Annotated in this window: 16 protein-coding genes; 3 read left to right on the top strand and 13 right to left on the bottom strand. The window is 42.2% G+C overall.

Features of this window, described 5'->3' with window-relative positions:
* Nucleotides 1–398 precede the first annotated feature (398 nt).
* Nucleotides 399–3,371 (top strand): ribonuclease E, encoded by a 2,973-nt coding sequence (gene rne / locus Q4592_RS01370; protein ID WP_303508798.1) that lies wholly within the window; start codon nucleotides 399–401, stop codon nucleotides 3,369–3,371.
* 63 nt (nucleotides 3,372–3,434) lie between these two features.
* Here the strand turns inward: rne and Q4592_RS01365 are convergent, their stop codons facing one another.
* The 3 genes from Q4592_RS01365 to udk form a co-directional block, all read right to left on the bottom strand.
* The gene (locus Q4592_RS01365; protein ID WP_137672888.1) at nucleotides 3,435–3,908 is read right to left on the bottom strand and encodes a low molecular weight protein-tyrosine-phosphatase; all 474 of its coding nucleotides are present in this window, start codon (nucleotides 3,906–3,908) and stop codon (nucleotides 3,435–3,437) included.
* A gap of 43 nt (nucleotides 3,909–3,951) precedes the next feature.
* Complete coding sequence (locus Q4592_RS01360) at nucleotides 3,952–5,823, bottom strand: AsmA family protein (RefSeq protein ID WP_303508794.1); 1,872 nt, start codon at nucleotides 5,821–5,823, stop codon at nucleotides 3,952–3,954.
* Between the two features lie 132 nt (nucleotides 5,824–5,955).
* Nucleotides 5,956–6,600, bottom strand: coding sequence for a uridine kinase (gene udk / locus Q4592_RS01355; RefSeq protein ID WP_303508792.1), 645 nt, complete (start codon nucleotides 6,598–6,600; stop codon nucleotides 5,956–5,958).
* 202 nt (nucleotides 6,601–6,802) lie between these two features.
* Between udk and metG the strand changes: the two genes are divergently transcribed.
* The gene (gene metG / locus Q4592_RS01350; protein WP_303508790.1) at nucleotides 6,803–8,860 is read left to right on the top strand and encodes a methionine--tRNA ligase; all 2,058 of its coding nucleotides are present in this window, start codon (nucleotides 6,803–6,805) and stop codon (nucleotides 8,858–8,860) included.
* Nucleotides 8,861–8,887: 27 nt separating this feature from the next.
* On the opposite strand, the gene Q4592_RS01345 is transcribed toward metG, so the two are convergent.
* Both Q4592_RS01345 and Q4592_RS01340 read right to left on the bottom strand, forming a co-directional pair.
* Entirely contained in the window at nucleotides 8,888–9,169 is a 282-nt protein-coding gene (locus Q4592_RS01345; protein WP_303508787.1) for an acylphosphatase, read from the bottom strand.
* A gap of 1 nt (nucleotide 9,170) precedes the next feature.
* Nucleotides 9,171–9,770 carry a GNAT family N-acetyltransferase gene (locus tag Q4592_RS01340; RefSeq protein ID WP_137672893.1) on the bottom strand — a complete coding sequence of 200 codons (600 nt, stop codon included), beginning with the start codon at nucleotides 9,768–9,770 and terminating at the stop codon, nucleotides 9,171–9,173.
* A 359-nt stretch (nucleotides 9,771–10,129) separates the two neighbouring features.
* Between Q4592_RS01340 and moeA the strand changes: the two genes are divergently transcribed.
* Complete coding sequence (gene moeA, locus Q4592_RS01335; RefSeq protein WP_303508785.1) at nucleotides 10,130–11,362, top strand: molybdopterin molybdotransferase MoeA; 1,233 nt, start codon at nucleotides 10,130–10,132, stop codon at nucleotides 11,360–11,362.
* Between the two features lie 12 nt (nucleotides 11,363–11,374).
* Here moeA and Q4592_RS01330 read toward each other — a convergent pair whose 3' ends face one another.
* The 8 genes from Q4592_RS01330 to Q4592_RS01295 are packed head-to-tail and all read right to left on the bottom strand — an operon-like array spanning nucleotide 11,375 to nucleotide 16,085.
* Nucleotides 11,375–12,412, bottom strand: a complete 1,038-nt coding sequence (locus Q4592_RS01330; RefSeq protein WP_303508783.1) for an ATP-binding cassette domain-containing protein — start codon at nucleotides 12,410–12,412, stop codon at nucleotides 11,375–11,377.
* Nucleotides 12,399–13,091 carry a molybdate ABC transporter permease subunit gene (modB, locus tag Q4592_RS01325; protein ID WP_137672896.1) on the bottom strand — a complete coding sequence of 231 codons (693 nt, stop codon included), beginning with the start codon at nucleotides 13,089–13,091 and terminating at the stop codon, nucleotides 12,399–12,401. The genes Q4592_RS01330 and modB overlap by 14 nt, the downstream gene beginning before the upstream one ends.
* Nucleotides 13,092–13,094: 3 nt before the next feature.
* Nucleotides 13,095–13,766, bottom strand: a complete 672-nt coding sequence (gene modA, locus Q4592_RS01320) for a molybdate ABC transporter substrate-binding protein (protein WP_303508780.1) — start codon at nucleotides 13,764–13,766, stop codon at nucleotides 13,095–13,097.
* Between the two features lie 38 nt (nucleotides 13,767–13,804).
* Nucleotides 13,805–14,245 carry a molybdopterin synthase catalytic subunit MoaE gene (moaE, locus tag Q4592_RS01315; protein ID WP_303508779.1) on the bottom strand — a complete coding sequence of 147 codons (441 nt, stop codon included), beginning with the start codon at nucleotides 14,243–14,245 and terminating at the stop codon, nucleotides 13,805–13,807.
* On the bottom strand, nucleotides 14,246–14,494 hold the full coding sequence (gene moaD, locus Q4592_RS01310; RefSeq protein ID WP_303508778.1) for a molybdopterin converting factor subunit 1: 249 nt from the start codon (nucleotides 14,492–14,494) through the stop codon (nucleotides 14,246–14,248).
* A gap of 9 nt (nucleotides 14,495–14,503) precedes the next feature.
* Nucleotides 14,504–14,983, bottom strand: coding sequence for a cyclic pyranopterin monophosphate synthase MoaC (moaC, locus tag Q4592_RS01305; RefSeq protein ID WP_303508777.1), 480 nt, complete (start codon nucleotides 14,981–14,983; stop codon nucleotides 14,504–14,506).
* Nucleotides 14,983–15,501, bottom strand: a complete 519-nt coding sequence (gene moaB / locus Q4592_RS01300; RefSeq protein ID WP_137672901.1) for a molybdenum cofactor biosynthesis protein B — start codon at nucleotides 15,499–15,501, stop codon at nucleotides 14,983–14,985. The genes moaC and moaB overlap by 1 nt, the downstream gene beginning before the upstream one ends.
* Nucleotides 15,498–16,085 carry a molybdenum cofactor guanylyltransferase gene (locus Q4592_RS01295; protein ID WP_303508776.1) on the bottom strand — a complete coding sequence of 196 codons (588 nt, stop codon included), beginning with the start codon at nucleotides 16,083–16,085 and terminating at the stop codon, nucleotides 15,498–15,500. The genes moaB and Q4592_RS01295 overlap by 4 nt, the downstream gene beginning before the upstream one ends.
* Nucleotides 16,086–16,099 lie beyond the last annotated feature (14 nt).

The following is a 16,099-nucleotide window of genomic DNA, read 5'->3' as shown; positions in this document are numbered from 1 at the left end:
TGCTCATAAATAATTTGATGGAAAAATATAGCTTTGCTATATTTGTAAGGCTTAAAGTGCCCGTTTTTAAAGGTTTTCCTTATTTGGCACCGACTTTAGAGCGTACTATTTTGTATATTTTGACGCTCTTGATAGTAAGAATTTTCATAGCAACCTGATAGGCAATCACAATTATTTGCCTTAAATCAAAGCTATATAGAATATATTGTTAAGTTCGGCAAGCTCAGCTTGCGGGACTCATTATTTATAGAAGCGCCAAAATGCGCCCTAAGGACTAGAGTAGCTAACCGAGAGGTTACCTGAACACTCTGACATCAAACACAGGGTCTGGCCATTTAAGGCAGGTTAATTGCTGTCCATGAGGTTGTTTTAATCAAACAAACCCCAAGGCAACATAAATGAAAAGAATGTTAATAAATGCGATGCAGCTTGAAGAGATGCGCGTTGCATTGGTCGATGGCCAAAGGCTATACGATCTAGACATAGAAAGTCCTGGTCACGAACAGAAAAAAGCTAACATTTACAAAGGTAAAATCACCCGCGTAGAACCAAGTTTAGAAGCTGCATTCGTAGACTACGGCGCAGAGCGTCACGGTTTCCTTCCGATGAAAGAAATCGCACGTGAATACTTCCCAGAAGGCTACGTCTATCAAGGACGCCCAAGCATTAAAGAAGTAGTAAAAGAAGGCCAAGAAGTTATCGTTCAGATCGACAAAGAAGAACGAGGCAACAAAGGCGCGGCTTTAACTACCTTTATCAGTTTAGCTGGAAGCTACTTAGTATTGATGCCAAACAACCCTCGTGCAGGCGGAATTTCTCGTCGTATCGAAGGTGACGAGCGCACCCAACTAAAAGAAGCAATGAACGGCCTAGAATTACCAAATGGTATGGGTCTTATTGTTCGTACAGCAGGCGTTGGTAAATCAGCTGAAGAATTACAGTGGGATCTAAAAGTATTGCTTAATCACTGGGGTGCTATTACTGACGCTTCTGATTCTAAGCAAGCTCCTTTTCTAATACACCAAGAGAGCAACGTTATTGTACGTGCTATTCGCGATTACTTACGTCGTGATGTTGGTGAGATCTTGATAGATAATAAAACTATCTTCGACCAAGCTAAAAAACACATCGAGTTGGTACGCCCTGACTTTGTAAGCCGCGTGAAGCGTTACGAAGGTGAAGTGCCAATGTTCAATCATTACCAGATTGAATCGCAAATTGAATCAGCTTTCCAACGTGAAGTACGTTTACCATCTGGCGGGTCAATTGTTATTGATCCAACAGAAGCGCTAACGTCTATCGATATCAACTCCGCCCGAGCAACCAAAGGCGGCGATATTGAAGAAACAGCGCTACAAACTAACTTAGAAGCTTCAGATGAAATTGCTCGCCAGTTGCGTTTACGTGACTTGGGCGGTTTGGTTGTTATCGATTTCATCGATATGACACCAGTTAAGAACCAACGAGAAGTAGAAAATCGTTTCCGTGAAGCCGTTCGTCAAGACAGAGCGCGTGTTCAAGTGGGTCGTATTTCTCGTTTCGGTTTATTAGAGATGTCCCGCCAACGTTTACGCCCTTCTTTAGGTGAGTCAAGCACTCATATTTGTCCACGTTGTGATGGTCAAGGGACAATTCGCGATAACGAATCTTTAGCACTTTCTATCTTACGTTTGTTCGAAGAAGAAGCACTTAAAGAAAACACCTCGGAAGTTCATGCTCAAGTACCGGTTCCTGTTGCTGCATACTTGCTTAACGAAAAACGAGTAGCAATTAACAAACTAGAAAAACGTCATAACGTACGTTTGGTGATTATTCCTAATCAACATATGGAAACACCTCACTACGATGTTACACGTGTTCGTAGCGGCGAAGAAACACAAGAGACAAGTTATCAGCTAACCACTGAAAACCCATCTCCTGTTTATCAGCCGAATCAAGTAGCAAAAGAGAAAATCGAAGCTGAGCAACCAGTATTGCAAGGTTTTAGTGCCCCGGCGGCTCCTGCAGCTCCTGCGAAATCTAATAAACCAGTTAAAACTGCCGCAGCAGCCTCTCCGTCTTTGTTAGCACGCATTGTTGCTTTCTTTAGTGCCATGTTTGCTACCGAGGAAAAGCCTGCTCCTAAGCAGAACACTCGAAGCAAAAACAATAATAACCGTGACAAGCGCAACAATCGTCGTAACAACCAACGCAACGACAAGCGTAATAGCAAAAATTCGGAGCGACAAGAGCGCCCTGAACGTAAAGATCGCAACGAACGTAACGAGCGCGGTGAGCGAAGCGAAGGCGCTAAAACCCGTCGTCGTAAGGACCAGCGCAATAAGCCTGCGCGCGATAAGGTTGAAAAGACCGAGACGGTAAAAGAAAATAAGCCAGCTCAAAAAGAGCAAGCACCTAAAGAACAGCAAATTAAAGAACGCAGAGAACGTCGAAACTTACGTAAGAAAGTTCGTGTTAATGCGGAGAAGACTGCTGAGCAACCTAAAGTGCAAGAGCCAGTATTAGTAGAACAATCAGTACCTGAAAAAGTCGAGCCAAAAACAGTTGCACCTGAGGCACCTGTAGCCTCAACTGAGAACAACGATGCACCGAAACCAAAACGTCGTCGTCGTTCTTCAAGCAGCGCCGGACGCAAACGTTTTAATGATTTGCCTAAAGCTGAAACTGGCACCCAGACGAATGAAGATGCGGTAGATTCTCGTTACCCAGCTACAGATTCGACGCAAGCACCTGTAGAAGCGGTTAAAGCAGAAGTGGCTGTTGAAACAGTGAAAGCTGAAGCCCCTGTTGAAGCAGTTAAAACCGAAGCACCGGTAGAAGCAGTTAAAACCGAAGCACCTGTTGAAACAGTAAAAGCTGAAGCTCCGGTTGAAGCAGTTAAAACCGAAGCTCCGGTTGAAGCAGTTAAAACCGAAGTGCCTGTTGAAACAGTGAAAGCTGAAGCTCCGGTAGAAGTAGTTAAAACCGAAGCTCCGGTAGAAGCAGTTAAAACCGAAGCGCCTGTTGAAGCAGTGAAAGCTGAAGCACCTGTTGAAACAGTGAAAGCTGAAGTACCTGTTGAAACAGTGAAAGCTGAAGCACTTGTTGAAACAGTGAAAGCTGAAGTACCGGTTGAAGCAGTTAAAGCTGAAGTAAAACCTAAGCGTAGTAATCGCGGTAAGCTTAAACCAAGCAAGGTTGAAGGCAAAGGTAATGCGTCTGCGGTAATGGCTAAGCCAGCTCCAGTAAGTGCTCCAGCAATAAGCACTGATGAAGTTAAAAAACCATACGTGCGTAAGCCTGTTACAGTGGGCACACGCAGAGCACAAAATAGTAGCTCTAGCACTTCGGCACAAAGCCCTATGAGCCCTATGAGCCCTTCAGGCGAATAGGTAAATAAGACACTAAAAAGGCCAGCTTAATGCTGGCCTTTTTTATATTCATATTTTGTGTTGCTAAACTTTTAAGCGCTCAATTATAGTGTCACTGGCCTGCTCTATCATTTCAAGAACCTGTTTGAATCCTTGTACACTGCCATAGTAAGGATCGGGTATTTCTTCTCTTTCTACACCACCAACAGGGAGAAAAAGCGCCAGTTTATGAGCATGCTCTGCAGGGCAATGCTTTTCTAAGTAGGCTAGGTTTTTTTTATCTGACGCCAATATTAAATCACACTTAACAAAATCTTTATCAGCAACCTTACGTGAACGAATACCTTTAAACTTATAGCCTTTCTCTTCGGCTATTCTAATCGCTCTGGGGTCTGGTTTATCCCCCTTGTGATATCCAGTAGTACCTGCTGAGTCAACTTTAATCTTTAGCTTACTTTGCTTTAGTTTTTCCCGTAATACCGCTTCTGCTGTGGTTGAACGACAGATGTTTCCCATGCAAACAACCAATATAGATTTTACACCCGCAATTTTTTCCACAATCAATCCTATAAAAAAGGGCACGTTAAGTGCCCTTTGTTGCTTAGTTGAAAAAGCCACCTAGACTGTCGAGCAATTGCTTGCTGTCTTCATTATCGCCCAGTGCTTTTTTAAGTTCTTTGTTCACGGCTTCTTTTGCCTGCCCTTCAAACAACTTTTTCATATCAAGGTTAATTTTAGGCTCTGACCAAGAACCCTTAACATTAATCGGTATATCTAGGCCAGCCAAATCATTTTTAGAACCTTGCCCTTCTAAGCTCGCGACAACTTTAGTAACGAAGCTAAAATCTAGGCTTTCTTTGATTAAGTGAGTATTACCTTTGCCATCTATTCTCAACAGCGGCGAAGACATTTGCATTTTCTTAACCGTAGCTACTGATTTACCTAATTGGGCATTTATTAACAGTTCACTAAAATCTGTTTTCTGCTCTTCCTTAGCTTGTTGTTTATCTCCGCCCTTTATTGAAGCTTTAGCACTGCGGATCATTTGCGGAATATTCACACCATAAACAGCGCCATCGGTGAATGTAGCATTGACTGGACCAGATATTTTTTGTTTAACCGCTGTAGGAGTTAAACCGACACCTTTAAGATCCAAATCGACATTTAGTCCGCCAGCGATGTATTCAAAACCTGCGGCATCGGTTAATAAGGGTCTTGCTTGTACGCCACTTAGCGTAGCTGTCATTGAATAACTTGCTATCGATTTTTGAGCATTTACAACCGCGTTACTCAACAATTTACCACCGTACAAATCAGCACTTAACTCTTTAAGACGCAAAATACCTTTATTAATGCTCACATGCTGTTTGATATTCTCAATGTGTAATTTTTCGTGCTGTAACTTAGTGATTCTTAATACACCATCTAGATTAACCGTTTTAAGCGCGCTGAGATCTGGCTCTTGCTCAGGCTCACTGTTACTTGGTGTAGGTGATTCGCTCTCTTCTTTGGCTGTATCAGTGTTGCTTGAGCCAACAAAGTGGGCGGTATCTAAAAGCGGGATAGTGAAGTCAAACTTAACTAAGGGTATCTCGTTTAATACAACGCTACTGCTACCATTAATTTTTGTTTTACCATCTATATCCACCACCAAATTGCTTAATGCAGCTGTTTTTGCGTTAACTACATAAGCTAAATCAAAGCCGGTTTGTATATTCATCGCACCATTGGGTATAGCGGCACCTTGCAAAGATAAGCCGTTATTTACCCCCTTTAGCGCAACTTCACTAAAGTCATTGGCAATAAACAGTAAGCCTTCTGCTTGTTGCTCAACACTCATCTCTCCATCAGTAAACATTAAAGAAAGTGCGAATTTGTTGTCTGCACCTAACTCTAGACCTTCTAAAGAAAAGTTAACCGGTCCAAGTTTCAGCGTTTTGTTTTGTTTTAAATCTATAAGCTCAACGTTGGCATCAACCACGTTTATACCAGACAAGCTTATGTTCCAATCGCTTGGCGCAGAAGCCCCCGAATCAGACTCATTACTTGGCTCTGGATCAGATTTGTCAGCGTTAGTGTCAGACTGGGTTAAATCATCTAAATTGGTACTGCCATCGGCATTAGTTTGGTGACGTAAACGTAATCCCTGCAGAGAAATGTCACCTACCTCAACGCTTTTACTGAATAACGGCATTAAGGCAACAGACATCTCTGCACCTTCGATACTGAATGTATCACCTTCACCAAAGTCTGGGTGGTCCAATAAACGCACCTTACCCAGTTCAAAACCAATACTGGGGAAAAAGCGCCAGCCCAAATCACCCTCGATCACTAACTCTCGGCCAGTCGCCTGTTTCGTTTTATCAACTAATAGTTGTTTTATATCGTCGGTATTTACCAATGAAACTGCAATAACTACGGCTACAACCAGTGCTGCAACTACAATGACCACACCATATAGCAACTTTTTCATAATTTTCCCTATTAACAAAGCTGTTGAATAATATGCAATTTATCTATAAATGATAATCGAGATCTGCTAGCTTTGCTTCGCTTTTAGCCAGCTTTCATTTTAATTGGTTTAATTCTAGTGAGTTGGTGTTAGCTAAGACGCCAATAAATGGCGAATTTTTGCGTTAATAATATCAATAGCAATCCGATTTTTTCCACCTCTTGGCACAATCACATCGGCGTACTGCTTAGACGGCTCGACAAACTGCAAAAACATTGGACGAACAGTGGTGTTGTATTGAGACAACACTGAATCTAGAGTTCGACCGCGCTCTTTAACATCGCGCTGAATACGTCGAGCTAAACAAATATCTAAAGGTGTATCTACAAAAATACTAATGTCTAGCTGCTCTCTAATAGCAGGATCTGTGAACAATAGAATCCCTTCTAAAACCACGATTTTTGTAGGTTCAACCGATTTGGTTTCGTCCATTCGGTTATTCACTTTATAACTGTATTGTGGCTGCTGAATCGCCTGCCCTTGTTTGAGCTGTTTTAAGTGATTAACCAGTAATGCGTGGTCCATTGATTTGGGATGATCATAGTTGGTTAGCTTACGCTCTTCAGGCGTAATCTGGCTCTGATCGTTGTAATAGCTGTCTTCGTTAATCACAGCAATACAATCATCGCCCAACTCATTACGAATGTCGTTTACGATAGTTTGAGAGAAAAGGCTTTTGCCAGAGGCCGATGCCCCAGAAATGCCAATAACGACAATATTATGATCTTGATTTTTCATAGAATTAACCTGGTACTTTTGCCGCAATTATAGGTGCTAACAAAGTATTAGTCATTACGGGAATAGCTTGAAGCTAGATAATTAATCGCAAATTCGTAATAGTTGTTTCATAAGCGCTACGCTACTAGGCATCAACTGCCGCTTAGGGTAATATTGGCAGCCTTGAATCACCTGTTAATTGACTGAGCTTACAGTAGATCACATGACAAACGAACAACGCAAAATCCTGGTAACCAGTGCCTTACCTTATGCTAATGGTCCTATTCACTTAGGCCATTTACTGGAATATATTCAAACCGATATTTGGGTTCGTTTCCAAAAACTTCGCGGCAATACTTGTACCTATGTTTGTGCCGACGATGCACACGGTACGCCTATCATGCTAAAAGCTCAGCAAATGGGGATCACCCCGGAAGAAATGATCAATCAAGTTCAGCTTGAGCACACTGCTGACTTTAAAGAATTCCATATAGAATTTGATAACTACCACTCAACTCATAGCCCAGAAAACCAAACGCTATCGGAAGATATTTACAACAAGTTGAACCAAGCTGGCCATATTAAAACACGTACCATTTCTCAGTTATTCGACCCTGAGAAAAACATGTTTTTGCCTGACCGTTTTGTAAAAGGCACTTGCCCTAAATGTGGTAGTGAAGATCAAAACGGCGACAACTGTGATAATTGTGGTGCTACTTATAGCCCAACAGACTTAGTATCGCCTAAATCAGTTATTTCTGGTGCCGAGCCTATTCTTAAAGATTCAGAGCATTACTTCTTTGACTTACCAGAATTTCAAAACATGCTAAAAGATTGGACCGTCTCTGGCTCACTCCAAGAGGAGATGTCTAACAAACTTAATGAGTGGTTTGAACAAGGTTTACAGCAGTGGGATATTAGCCGTGATGCGCCCTACTTTGGGTTCAAGATCCCGGGTACTGAAGACAAATACTTTTACGTTTGGTTAGATGCACCTATCGGTTACATGGGCAGCTTTAAAAACCTATGTGATAAACGTGACGATTTGGATTTTGATAGCTATTGGAACAAAGATTCAGACGCCGAGGTTTACCACTTCATCGGCAAAGATATTATTTACTTCCACAGCTTATTTTGGCCCGCCATGTTAGAAGGTGCTGGTTACCGCAAACCTACTAGCGTTTATGCCCACGGTTATGTCACCGTTAATGGTGCAAAAATGTCTAAATCTCGCGGTACCTTTATTAAAGCGCGAACCTATTTAGATCATTTAAACCCAGAATACCTGCGTTACTACTACGCCGCTAAGCTTAATAATCGTATCGATGACTTAGATTTAAATCTAGAAGACTTCGCACAACGAGTTAACTCAGATTTAGTAGGCAAGGTTATTAACATTGCCAGCCGCACCGCCGGTTTTATAAGCAAGCGCTTTAACGCCACCTTATCTACGCATGTAAGCAACCAAGCTTTACTTAATGAGTTTGTAGCCGCTGAACAAAACATCGCAGCCTTATACGAAGGACGTGAGTTTGGTAAAGCTATGCGCGAAATTATGGCCTTAGCCGACAAAGCCAACCAATATATTGCAGAAGAAGCACCTTGGCAGCTTGCAAAAAATGAAGACACACTAGAACGTGCTCACCAAGTATGTTCAATGGGGATTCATTTATTCCGGGTACTGATCACTTACTTAAAACCAGTACTACCAGAATTAACCGCAAAGGTTGAACAGTTCTTAAATGTAGAACTGAAATGGGCTGATATTGGTAATACTCTTGTAGGCCACGAAATTCAAAGCTTCAAAGCCTTAATGCAACGCATTGATATGGCTAAAGTAGAAGCCATGGTTGATGCCTCTAAAGATAATTTGGTTGCTGCTGTACCAGCCAAAAACCAGGAACAGAAAAAAGCTAAAGACACTACAGGTGAAACAGCGATTGAACCTATTGCCGACACAATCAGCTTCGATGAGTTTGCAAAAATTGATTTGCGAATAGCTCGTATCGTTAAAGCCGAGCACGTAGAAAAAGCAGAAAAGCTACTGCGTTTAGAGCTAGATATTGGCACTGAAACTCGCCAAGTATTTGCAGGTATTAAGTCTGCTTATGCGCCAGAAGACTTGGAAGGCAAGTTAACCGTTATGGTGGCAAACCTAGCGCCAAGAAAAATGCGTTTTGGTGAATCTCAAGGTATGGTGTTAGCCGCTGGACCTGGTGGAAAAGATATTTGGGTGTTAAGCCCCGATGATGGCGCCCAGCCAGGTATGCGAGTAATGTAAATTTAAAGGCGCCAATTGGCGCCTTTTTTAATAGCTAGAAAAATCATTATAACTGGGCTTGTCTATTACTGTTATCTCTTGGCTAATAACACGTTCAACCTTTGAATAAGGCGACGCGATTAGCAAATGCTCCAATAGCAGAAATAAGGCTACCTCACTGCCTTCCGCTACCACTTCAACATCACCATTAGACATATTTTTTGCATAGCCACATACTTTTAATTCATTCGCCTTAAGCATTACATGGTATCGATATCCAACACCTTGCACTTTACCCTTGGCCAGTGCTGTTACGCGTTTAAGCTCCATATCACCCCATTAATGGTTTTGCTTCACTCATAATGGCAAAATCAAACCCTAGCGCGTCAACAGGAACACTCTCTAGTGGTACATTACAGTGATCTAAATCTAAACAAAAATAACGTTGTAACTGATATTGAGCATTCAGCAGCTCGACTTCTTCAAAGCCAAACTGGCTTAAGGTCCACCGCAGACGCTCATCGCGACAATTACAAATTAAACTGAGTAAGGTAAAACCTTGCTTAAGCGCGTAGCAGCGCGCCCAGTCCACCATCAATTTTGCTAAACCTTTCCCAGCATAGTCCCTATTCACGGTAAGTTTATGCATGAACAAACTTTCTCGTCTCACCTCAGGTGCTACATCTATAGCGCCACTGCGATTGTTTAGAATCATCGCTGCAACCGGTTTGCCGGCTATGTAGCCCATATACATTTCGTCTAAGCGGTGATTAGCTAGCAAAGAATGAGGGGTAATTTGATGAAACTTCCAAAGTGGTTCGCCGCGAGATTCAAACCAGCTTGCTGCTTCCATAAGCAGCTCACAGAACTGATATAACTCTATACTAGAAATTGCACGCACGACCATATTGGTTGCCGTTTCCGATGACATATCAACTCCCTTGATAAACGTCTAAACTGTGACAGGTGACCAGTTGTGAACAACATGTTACACATGATAAGCCAAAGTTAAAAGCGCCTTTAGTTAAAATAAGTCTCTTATTCGCTAAGCTATTCGTCCTCTTGCCAGTATAAAAACCAGCAAGAACCATACTTTTCCAAATCAAGTCCTAGAAACTGAGATTGTGCTGACAAAACTCATCGGTGAATGTTCCAATCTATGGTTAATGGCTCTGTGATAATTATTTACGTTAATCACTGAATAAACACCTTAGAAATGCGATAATTTGAGAAAATTTACACAGTGCTTCGCTCGATTATTTGGCGAGCCGAAACCAATTAGGAAACTCGATGGATTGCTGCAGTCAACCGGGGCTTATGCCGATAGAACAAGCTAAAAGAAAGCTTGTAGACGCTGTTTCACTAAAAACGACAGTCGAGGATGTAACACTAGAAAATGCTCTAGGACGAGTGTTAGCTGTTGATATCACATCACCTTTAAACATCCCTCCGTTCGACAATAGTGCTATGGATGGTTACGCCATCGCAGCAGATCAACTGCCAAGCAATAAAACGCTTCCTTTAAGTCATAAAGTGTTTGCGGGTGATACTCGAAATCTCGCTTTAGAAGCAGATCATTGCGTGCGGATTATGACTGGCGCTCCTCTCCCGCCGGGTTGTGATGCAGTTGAAATGCAAGAGAATACACGGGTAGAAGGCAATTCAATCATATTCGAACAAGCCATTAACAAAGGCAAAAATGTTCGACTGATGGGTGAAGATGTAAAGCAGGGTCAAGTGGTTATCACCGCCCAAACTCGCCTCAACAGCAGCCATATTGGGCTGTTAGCCACACTCGGCATTGATCAAGTTAAAGTACAAAGCAAACTGAAGGTAGCTTTGCTATCGAGTGGTGACGAGCTCGTTCAACCAGGTAATCCACTTCAACACGGTCAAATATACGATAGCAACCGATTCGCTATTCGTGCCCTTCTCGAAAAGTTACCCGTTGATATCATCGATTTTGGAGTAATTGCAGATGACAAACAATTAGTCGCGGAAGCGTTTATTAGTGCAGACCAGCAAGCAGACATTGTTATCTGTAGTGGCGGCGTGTCGGTTGGTGAAGCAGATTACACCAAGTTAGTGCTGGATGAGATCGGCGACATTGGCTTTTGGAAGCTAGCGATAAAGCCCGGTAAACCATTTGCTTTTGGTAACTTGTCAGATTCTTACTTTATTGGCTTACCCGGCAACCCGGTGTCGGCTTACGTAACTTTTTATAAGCTGGCGATGTTAGTTATTGCCAAAGCGACTGATTGGCAGTACCGAGAGCCTTTAAGCCTACAGGCTATTTCATTACAAGACTTTAGAAAGTCACCAGGGCGCACTGATTACCAGCGAGGCTTTGCTAGCATAAATGATAACGGCGAGCTGCAAGTAACGTCAACTGGCGCTCAAGGCAGTGCCATCTTTACCAGCCTCACCCAAGCCAACTGTTTTGTGGTACTAGAGCAAGATAGAGGTAGAGTAAACGCAGGCGAAATAGTCAATATAGAATTGTTTGCCGAGCCTATTCTATAAGCCTCGTCGCAACTAGAATTGATTATGTAACTTAACAGCCTTATGTAACAAGTAAACTGATTGATTCACTTGTAAACATAAGGCTTGTTGAGCGCTTGGCGATATGGGTACTGAGAAGGTTAAGCCTTCCAATTCAACTTCAATTAAGCAACTCAGTTCGGTGACTGTTATTGCCAATACCTTTGCTAACCATTGGTTTTGCGCACTGCAGTTTTCTACAAAAGACTTAGCGATAACAATATTGCTCGGCTTAAAACCCACCAGGTGAGTATCTTCTGATAAATCATTAGCGCTTTCTGCTAATAGATATTGCTCGCCAAATTTGAACCAACGCCAGCCAAGATCGGCCTTTCGTTCAGCAAGAGCAACTTTTAGTACCAAGGTTTGCTTATGTTGATCATTGAAGCGGTTGATAAGTTGTAAGCTGTCTCCCAATTCACAGGGTTTATTGGGTTCGACAAGCAAGACTTTATCACTAAAAAAGATTAAATCCTCAGGATTGTGAGACACCATCAAGCTAGCTATGTTGTGTTTTATCAGCCAAGCTTTTAAGCCTTTTAGTAATTTCGTCGCGCTACCTCTATCAATCGCCGACAGTGGTTCGTCTAGCAGCAATAGTTTAGGCTTTGTTGCTAGAGCTCTAACTAGCGCCACTCTTTGAGCTTGCCCTCCAGAAAGCTGATCGGCCTTTTTATCTAATACAGGCTCCAATTCAAACAACTTAAGCAAATAATCTAAGTCAGCACCGTTGATGCGGCTTGATAACTGGATGTTTTGTTTAACACTGAGGTGAGGGAAAAGATGGCTGCCCTGAGTGACAAATGCTAAGGGACGTTGATGTGAACTGAGATTAGTGTTTCGATTAAACCAAGGTTGTGACGCGAAAAAGACATCTCCACAGCGAGGAGGTTCAAGACCGGCCAACACTCGAAGCAAGGTTGTTTTCCCCACCCCTGATGGACCAAACACTCCACATAATAAAGGTAGCTGAGTTGGTTCTATTTTTAGTGAAAAGTTATCACGTAGGTACTCAAGATTAAAACTTAACACCTATGCTCCCTACTCGCTTCTTTGAAGCAGAGAACGTATAAGTTAATAATAAAGCCACAAATGAAAAACCTAACAATACTAAAGCTAAGCGATGCGCAGCGGCAAAATTGAGGCTTTCTACGTGGTCAAACAAGGCAATCGCGATTACTTGTGTTTCACCAGGAATATTGCCACCAATCATAAGTACCACACCAAACTCACCCAAGGTATGTGCAAAACCCAAGACCATCGCAACGATAAAGCCATTTTTGGCTAAAGGTAGCTCAACGGCTAATAGTTGTTTCCACCTAGGCATTCGTAAAACCTTGGCCGCGTCGAGCACACCTGGTTCAATTTGTTTAAAAGCACTTTGAATGGGTTGAACGACAAAAGGCAAAGAATATAAGCAAGAGGCAAATACCAACCCAGAGAAACTAAAAGCTAACTGACTACCAGTAAGCGTTAGCCACCACTGGCCCATAATACTGTTCGGCGCAAAGCTAATCAGCAAATAAAAACCCAAGACGGTAGGCGGTAAAACAATAGGTAACGCCACAATGGCTTCTATTACATGTTTAATCTTGCGTTCGCTTCGAGCCAACCACCAAGCTAGAGGAGTGCCAACTAGCAACAAGATAAAGCAGCTCAGAGAAGCGAGCTTTATCGATAAAACAATGGCTTGTATTTCAGCGTCGGTCATTGATTAAGGTGACAAATATCCATTTTCTTTGATGATAGAGTGTGCGGCGGAACTAGACAAGTAATGGTAAAAATCAACAGCTTGCGATGTGTTTGTTAGTAGGGCTATATTTTGGGTTACCGCTGGATGCCTATTTTTAGGTACTATCCAGAAAGATCCGTCTAAATCGGTCTTAATTGAACGAGCAACAAAACCGGCTTTAACATTACCAGTAACAATAAATTGATACACTTGAGATACATTGTTAGCCAGTATAATTTTTTGTGAAGCGTTTTTCTCACTAACCAATTGCTGAGCCGCGGCACCGTAAGGTGCTAATTCAGGGTTGGCGTAAGCAAACGGTTCCGACCATTTGTTCCAAAGGGCTTCACCTTTAACAAACTCACCATTTTGGTCAGTGAACTGTGGCGCCCAAAAAACCAACTGTCCCACAGCATAGGGTTTCTGTTTTATTGCGTGCTGCTCATTAACCAACTGTTGTGGTCGAAGATCGTCGGCAGAAAAGAATAAATCAAAAGGAGCACCGTGTTTAATTTGATTGTATAAAATACCTGTTGATGCACTAGAAATACGATACGTAAACTGAGTATTAGTGAGCTGATAATCTTTCGCTAACGCTTCTGCAGTGTTCTTAAAATTAGCAGCAACCGCTATCGTTACCGGTTCAGCTTTCACAGCGCAGCTCAATAATAGAAAAAAAGAAACTAGCAGTTTTACCATTTACTTTTTGCTTCTAAATCAGATTCTCGAGCATCTAACCATGTGTCGTTACTATTCGTGCGCTCTTTTTTCCAAAAGGTGGCTTGAGTTTTAAGGTAATCCATAATGAAATGGCAAGCTTCAAATGATGCTTCTCGGTGAGCACTGTTAACCCCAACAAACACAATTTGGTCACTCACATCTAAATCACCAACGCGATGAACCACACTAGCATCTTGAATAGGCCAACGTTGCTTGGCTTGCTCAACAATGGCTTCTAATTGAGACTCCGTCATTCCGGGATAATGCTCTAAATGTAAACCTTTAACTTGTTCGCCTAAATTCATGTCTCGAACTAAGCCAACAAAAAATACAATTGCCCCAGCACTAGCGCGATTACGTAGTGCTTGGTACTCATCACCCACATTAAAGTCGTCAGTTTGAACCCGTATCATTTAACCGCCCGTAACCGGTGGGAAAAATGCCACTTCATCACCATTGGCTAAGCTTTTAACATCGCTAACATGCTGTTGATTAATCGCCATCAATACCGAGGGTTCCTCTAAAATCGTCCATTGTTCGCCTTTGCTTACTACCTCGGCTTTCAATTGAGTTGTATTACTGCCCTCTGCTAGCTCAAGACTAAGGCTAGAGCAGCCTAACTGCTCTTTTAATCGAGCAAAAAATAACACTTTTACCTGCATATTTTCACCTTATGCCTCAGTACTAAAAGAGCCAGACTTACCACCGTGTTTTTCTAGTAGCTTAAGATCGGTAATAACAATGTCTTTTTGAATCGCTTTACACATGTCGTAAATCGTTAAGGCTGCAACGCTGGCCGCTGTTAACGCTTCCATCTCAACACCTGTTTGCCCTTTCAACTTGGCGGTACTTATCACCGTAATCACACCTGCGCTTTCATCCAGATCCAACTCTATAGTCACTTTGCTTAGCATTAAAGGGTGGCATAAAGGTATCAGCTCTGAGGTTTTTTTAGCGGCTTGTATCCCAGCAATACGTGCACAAGCAAATACGTCACCTTTGTGTTGCTCACCATTAACTAAGCTAGCGACTGTTTGCTGATTAATGTTAACTCGTGCCTGAGCTTTAGCAATTCGGCTAGTTTCAGTTTTATCGGAAACATCTACCATAATGGCTTCACCAGAAGCATTAATATGGGTAAATTCGCTCATTACTTTTGACCTATGTGTGGAACAAAGTTACACGGCTTATGAGTACTATTTAGTTGCTCTAGCAGTATTTTTTGCCAAGCAGTTTTACAAGCATTGGTAGAGCCAGGTACGCAGAAAATAACGGTTTTATTTGCGAAACCACCTAGTGCGCGACTCTGCACCGTTGAGGTACCGATCTCGGTGTAAGAGATATGACGAAACAACTCTCCAAAACCTTCAATGTCTTTATCAAATAGTACATGAACGGCTTCAGGTGTATTGTCACGAGCAGTAAAACCAGTGCCGCCAGTAGAAATAACGCAGTCAATGTTTGGATCAGCAATCCAGTTACTTAACACTGCACGTATTTGGTAAATATCATCGATGACTATTTTTTTATCAGCTAGCTTATGTCCAGCATCTGTTAATGCTTCAGCTAAATAACGGCCCGAGGTATCGGTTTCTTCATTGCGAGTATCGGATACCGTTAGCACTGCAATATTTAAAAAGGTTTGAGTATCATTAGCCAAATGGCTCATGGTTGTTCTCCGCTAATATGTTTAATCATTTGCCATTGCTCAGGCGTGTTAGTGTTAACCAAAGTGTTAGTAAACGCCTCAGAAAATTGAACGGCTTGGGCATTAATAAGTGTTAAAAGGGCTTTAATCGAGCGTTGCTTTGCCTCAGGCCTAGCAAGTACCTCATCAATGCATTGAATCGTAGCTTGATTTACTTCAAGAACTAAAGGAAATATGCTTGAGTGGCAATAGTAGCTTTGTTTATTTGTCTCATACAAAGAAAGCAAATGTTCAATAACGCCATCGCTTAACAAAGGCATATCCACAGGAATGAACACACATGCCTCACACTCCAACGTTTTTACGGTGCTTTTTATGCCCGCTAACGGCCCGAGCGATTTCGCTTCATCTGCAATGCATTCAAATCCGCTATAACTGCCACTCACAAATACACTGCTTTGCAATACTGCACTTAACTGAGCAACTTTAGCTGCTAGCAATGTTTTACCTTGCCAATCAAGTAGCGCCTTATCAGTACCCATTCTGCGAGACTGGCCGCCGGCCAATATTACGCCTTGGATAGCTTCTGGTGATTTACTTTGCATTATCTTCGTATAGA

The sequence above is a fragment of the Agarivorans sp. 1_MG-2023 genome, assembly GCF_030548385.1.
Lineage (GTDB): Bacteria > Pseudomonadota > Gammaproteobacteria > Enterobacterales > Celerinatantimonadaceae > Agarivorans.
The sequence above is the reverse complement of the archived record's forward strand: the minus strand, read 5'-3'. Positions and strand labels throughout refer to the sequence as shown.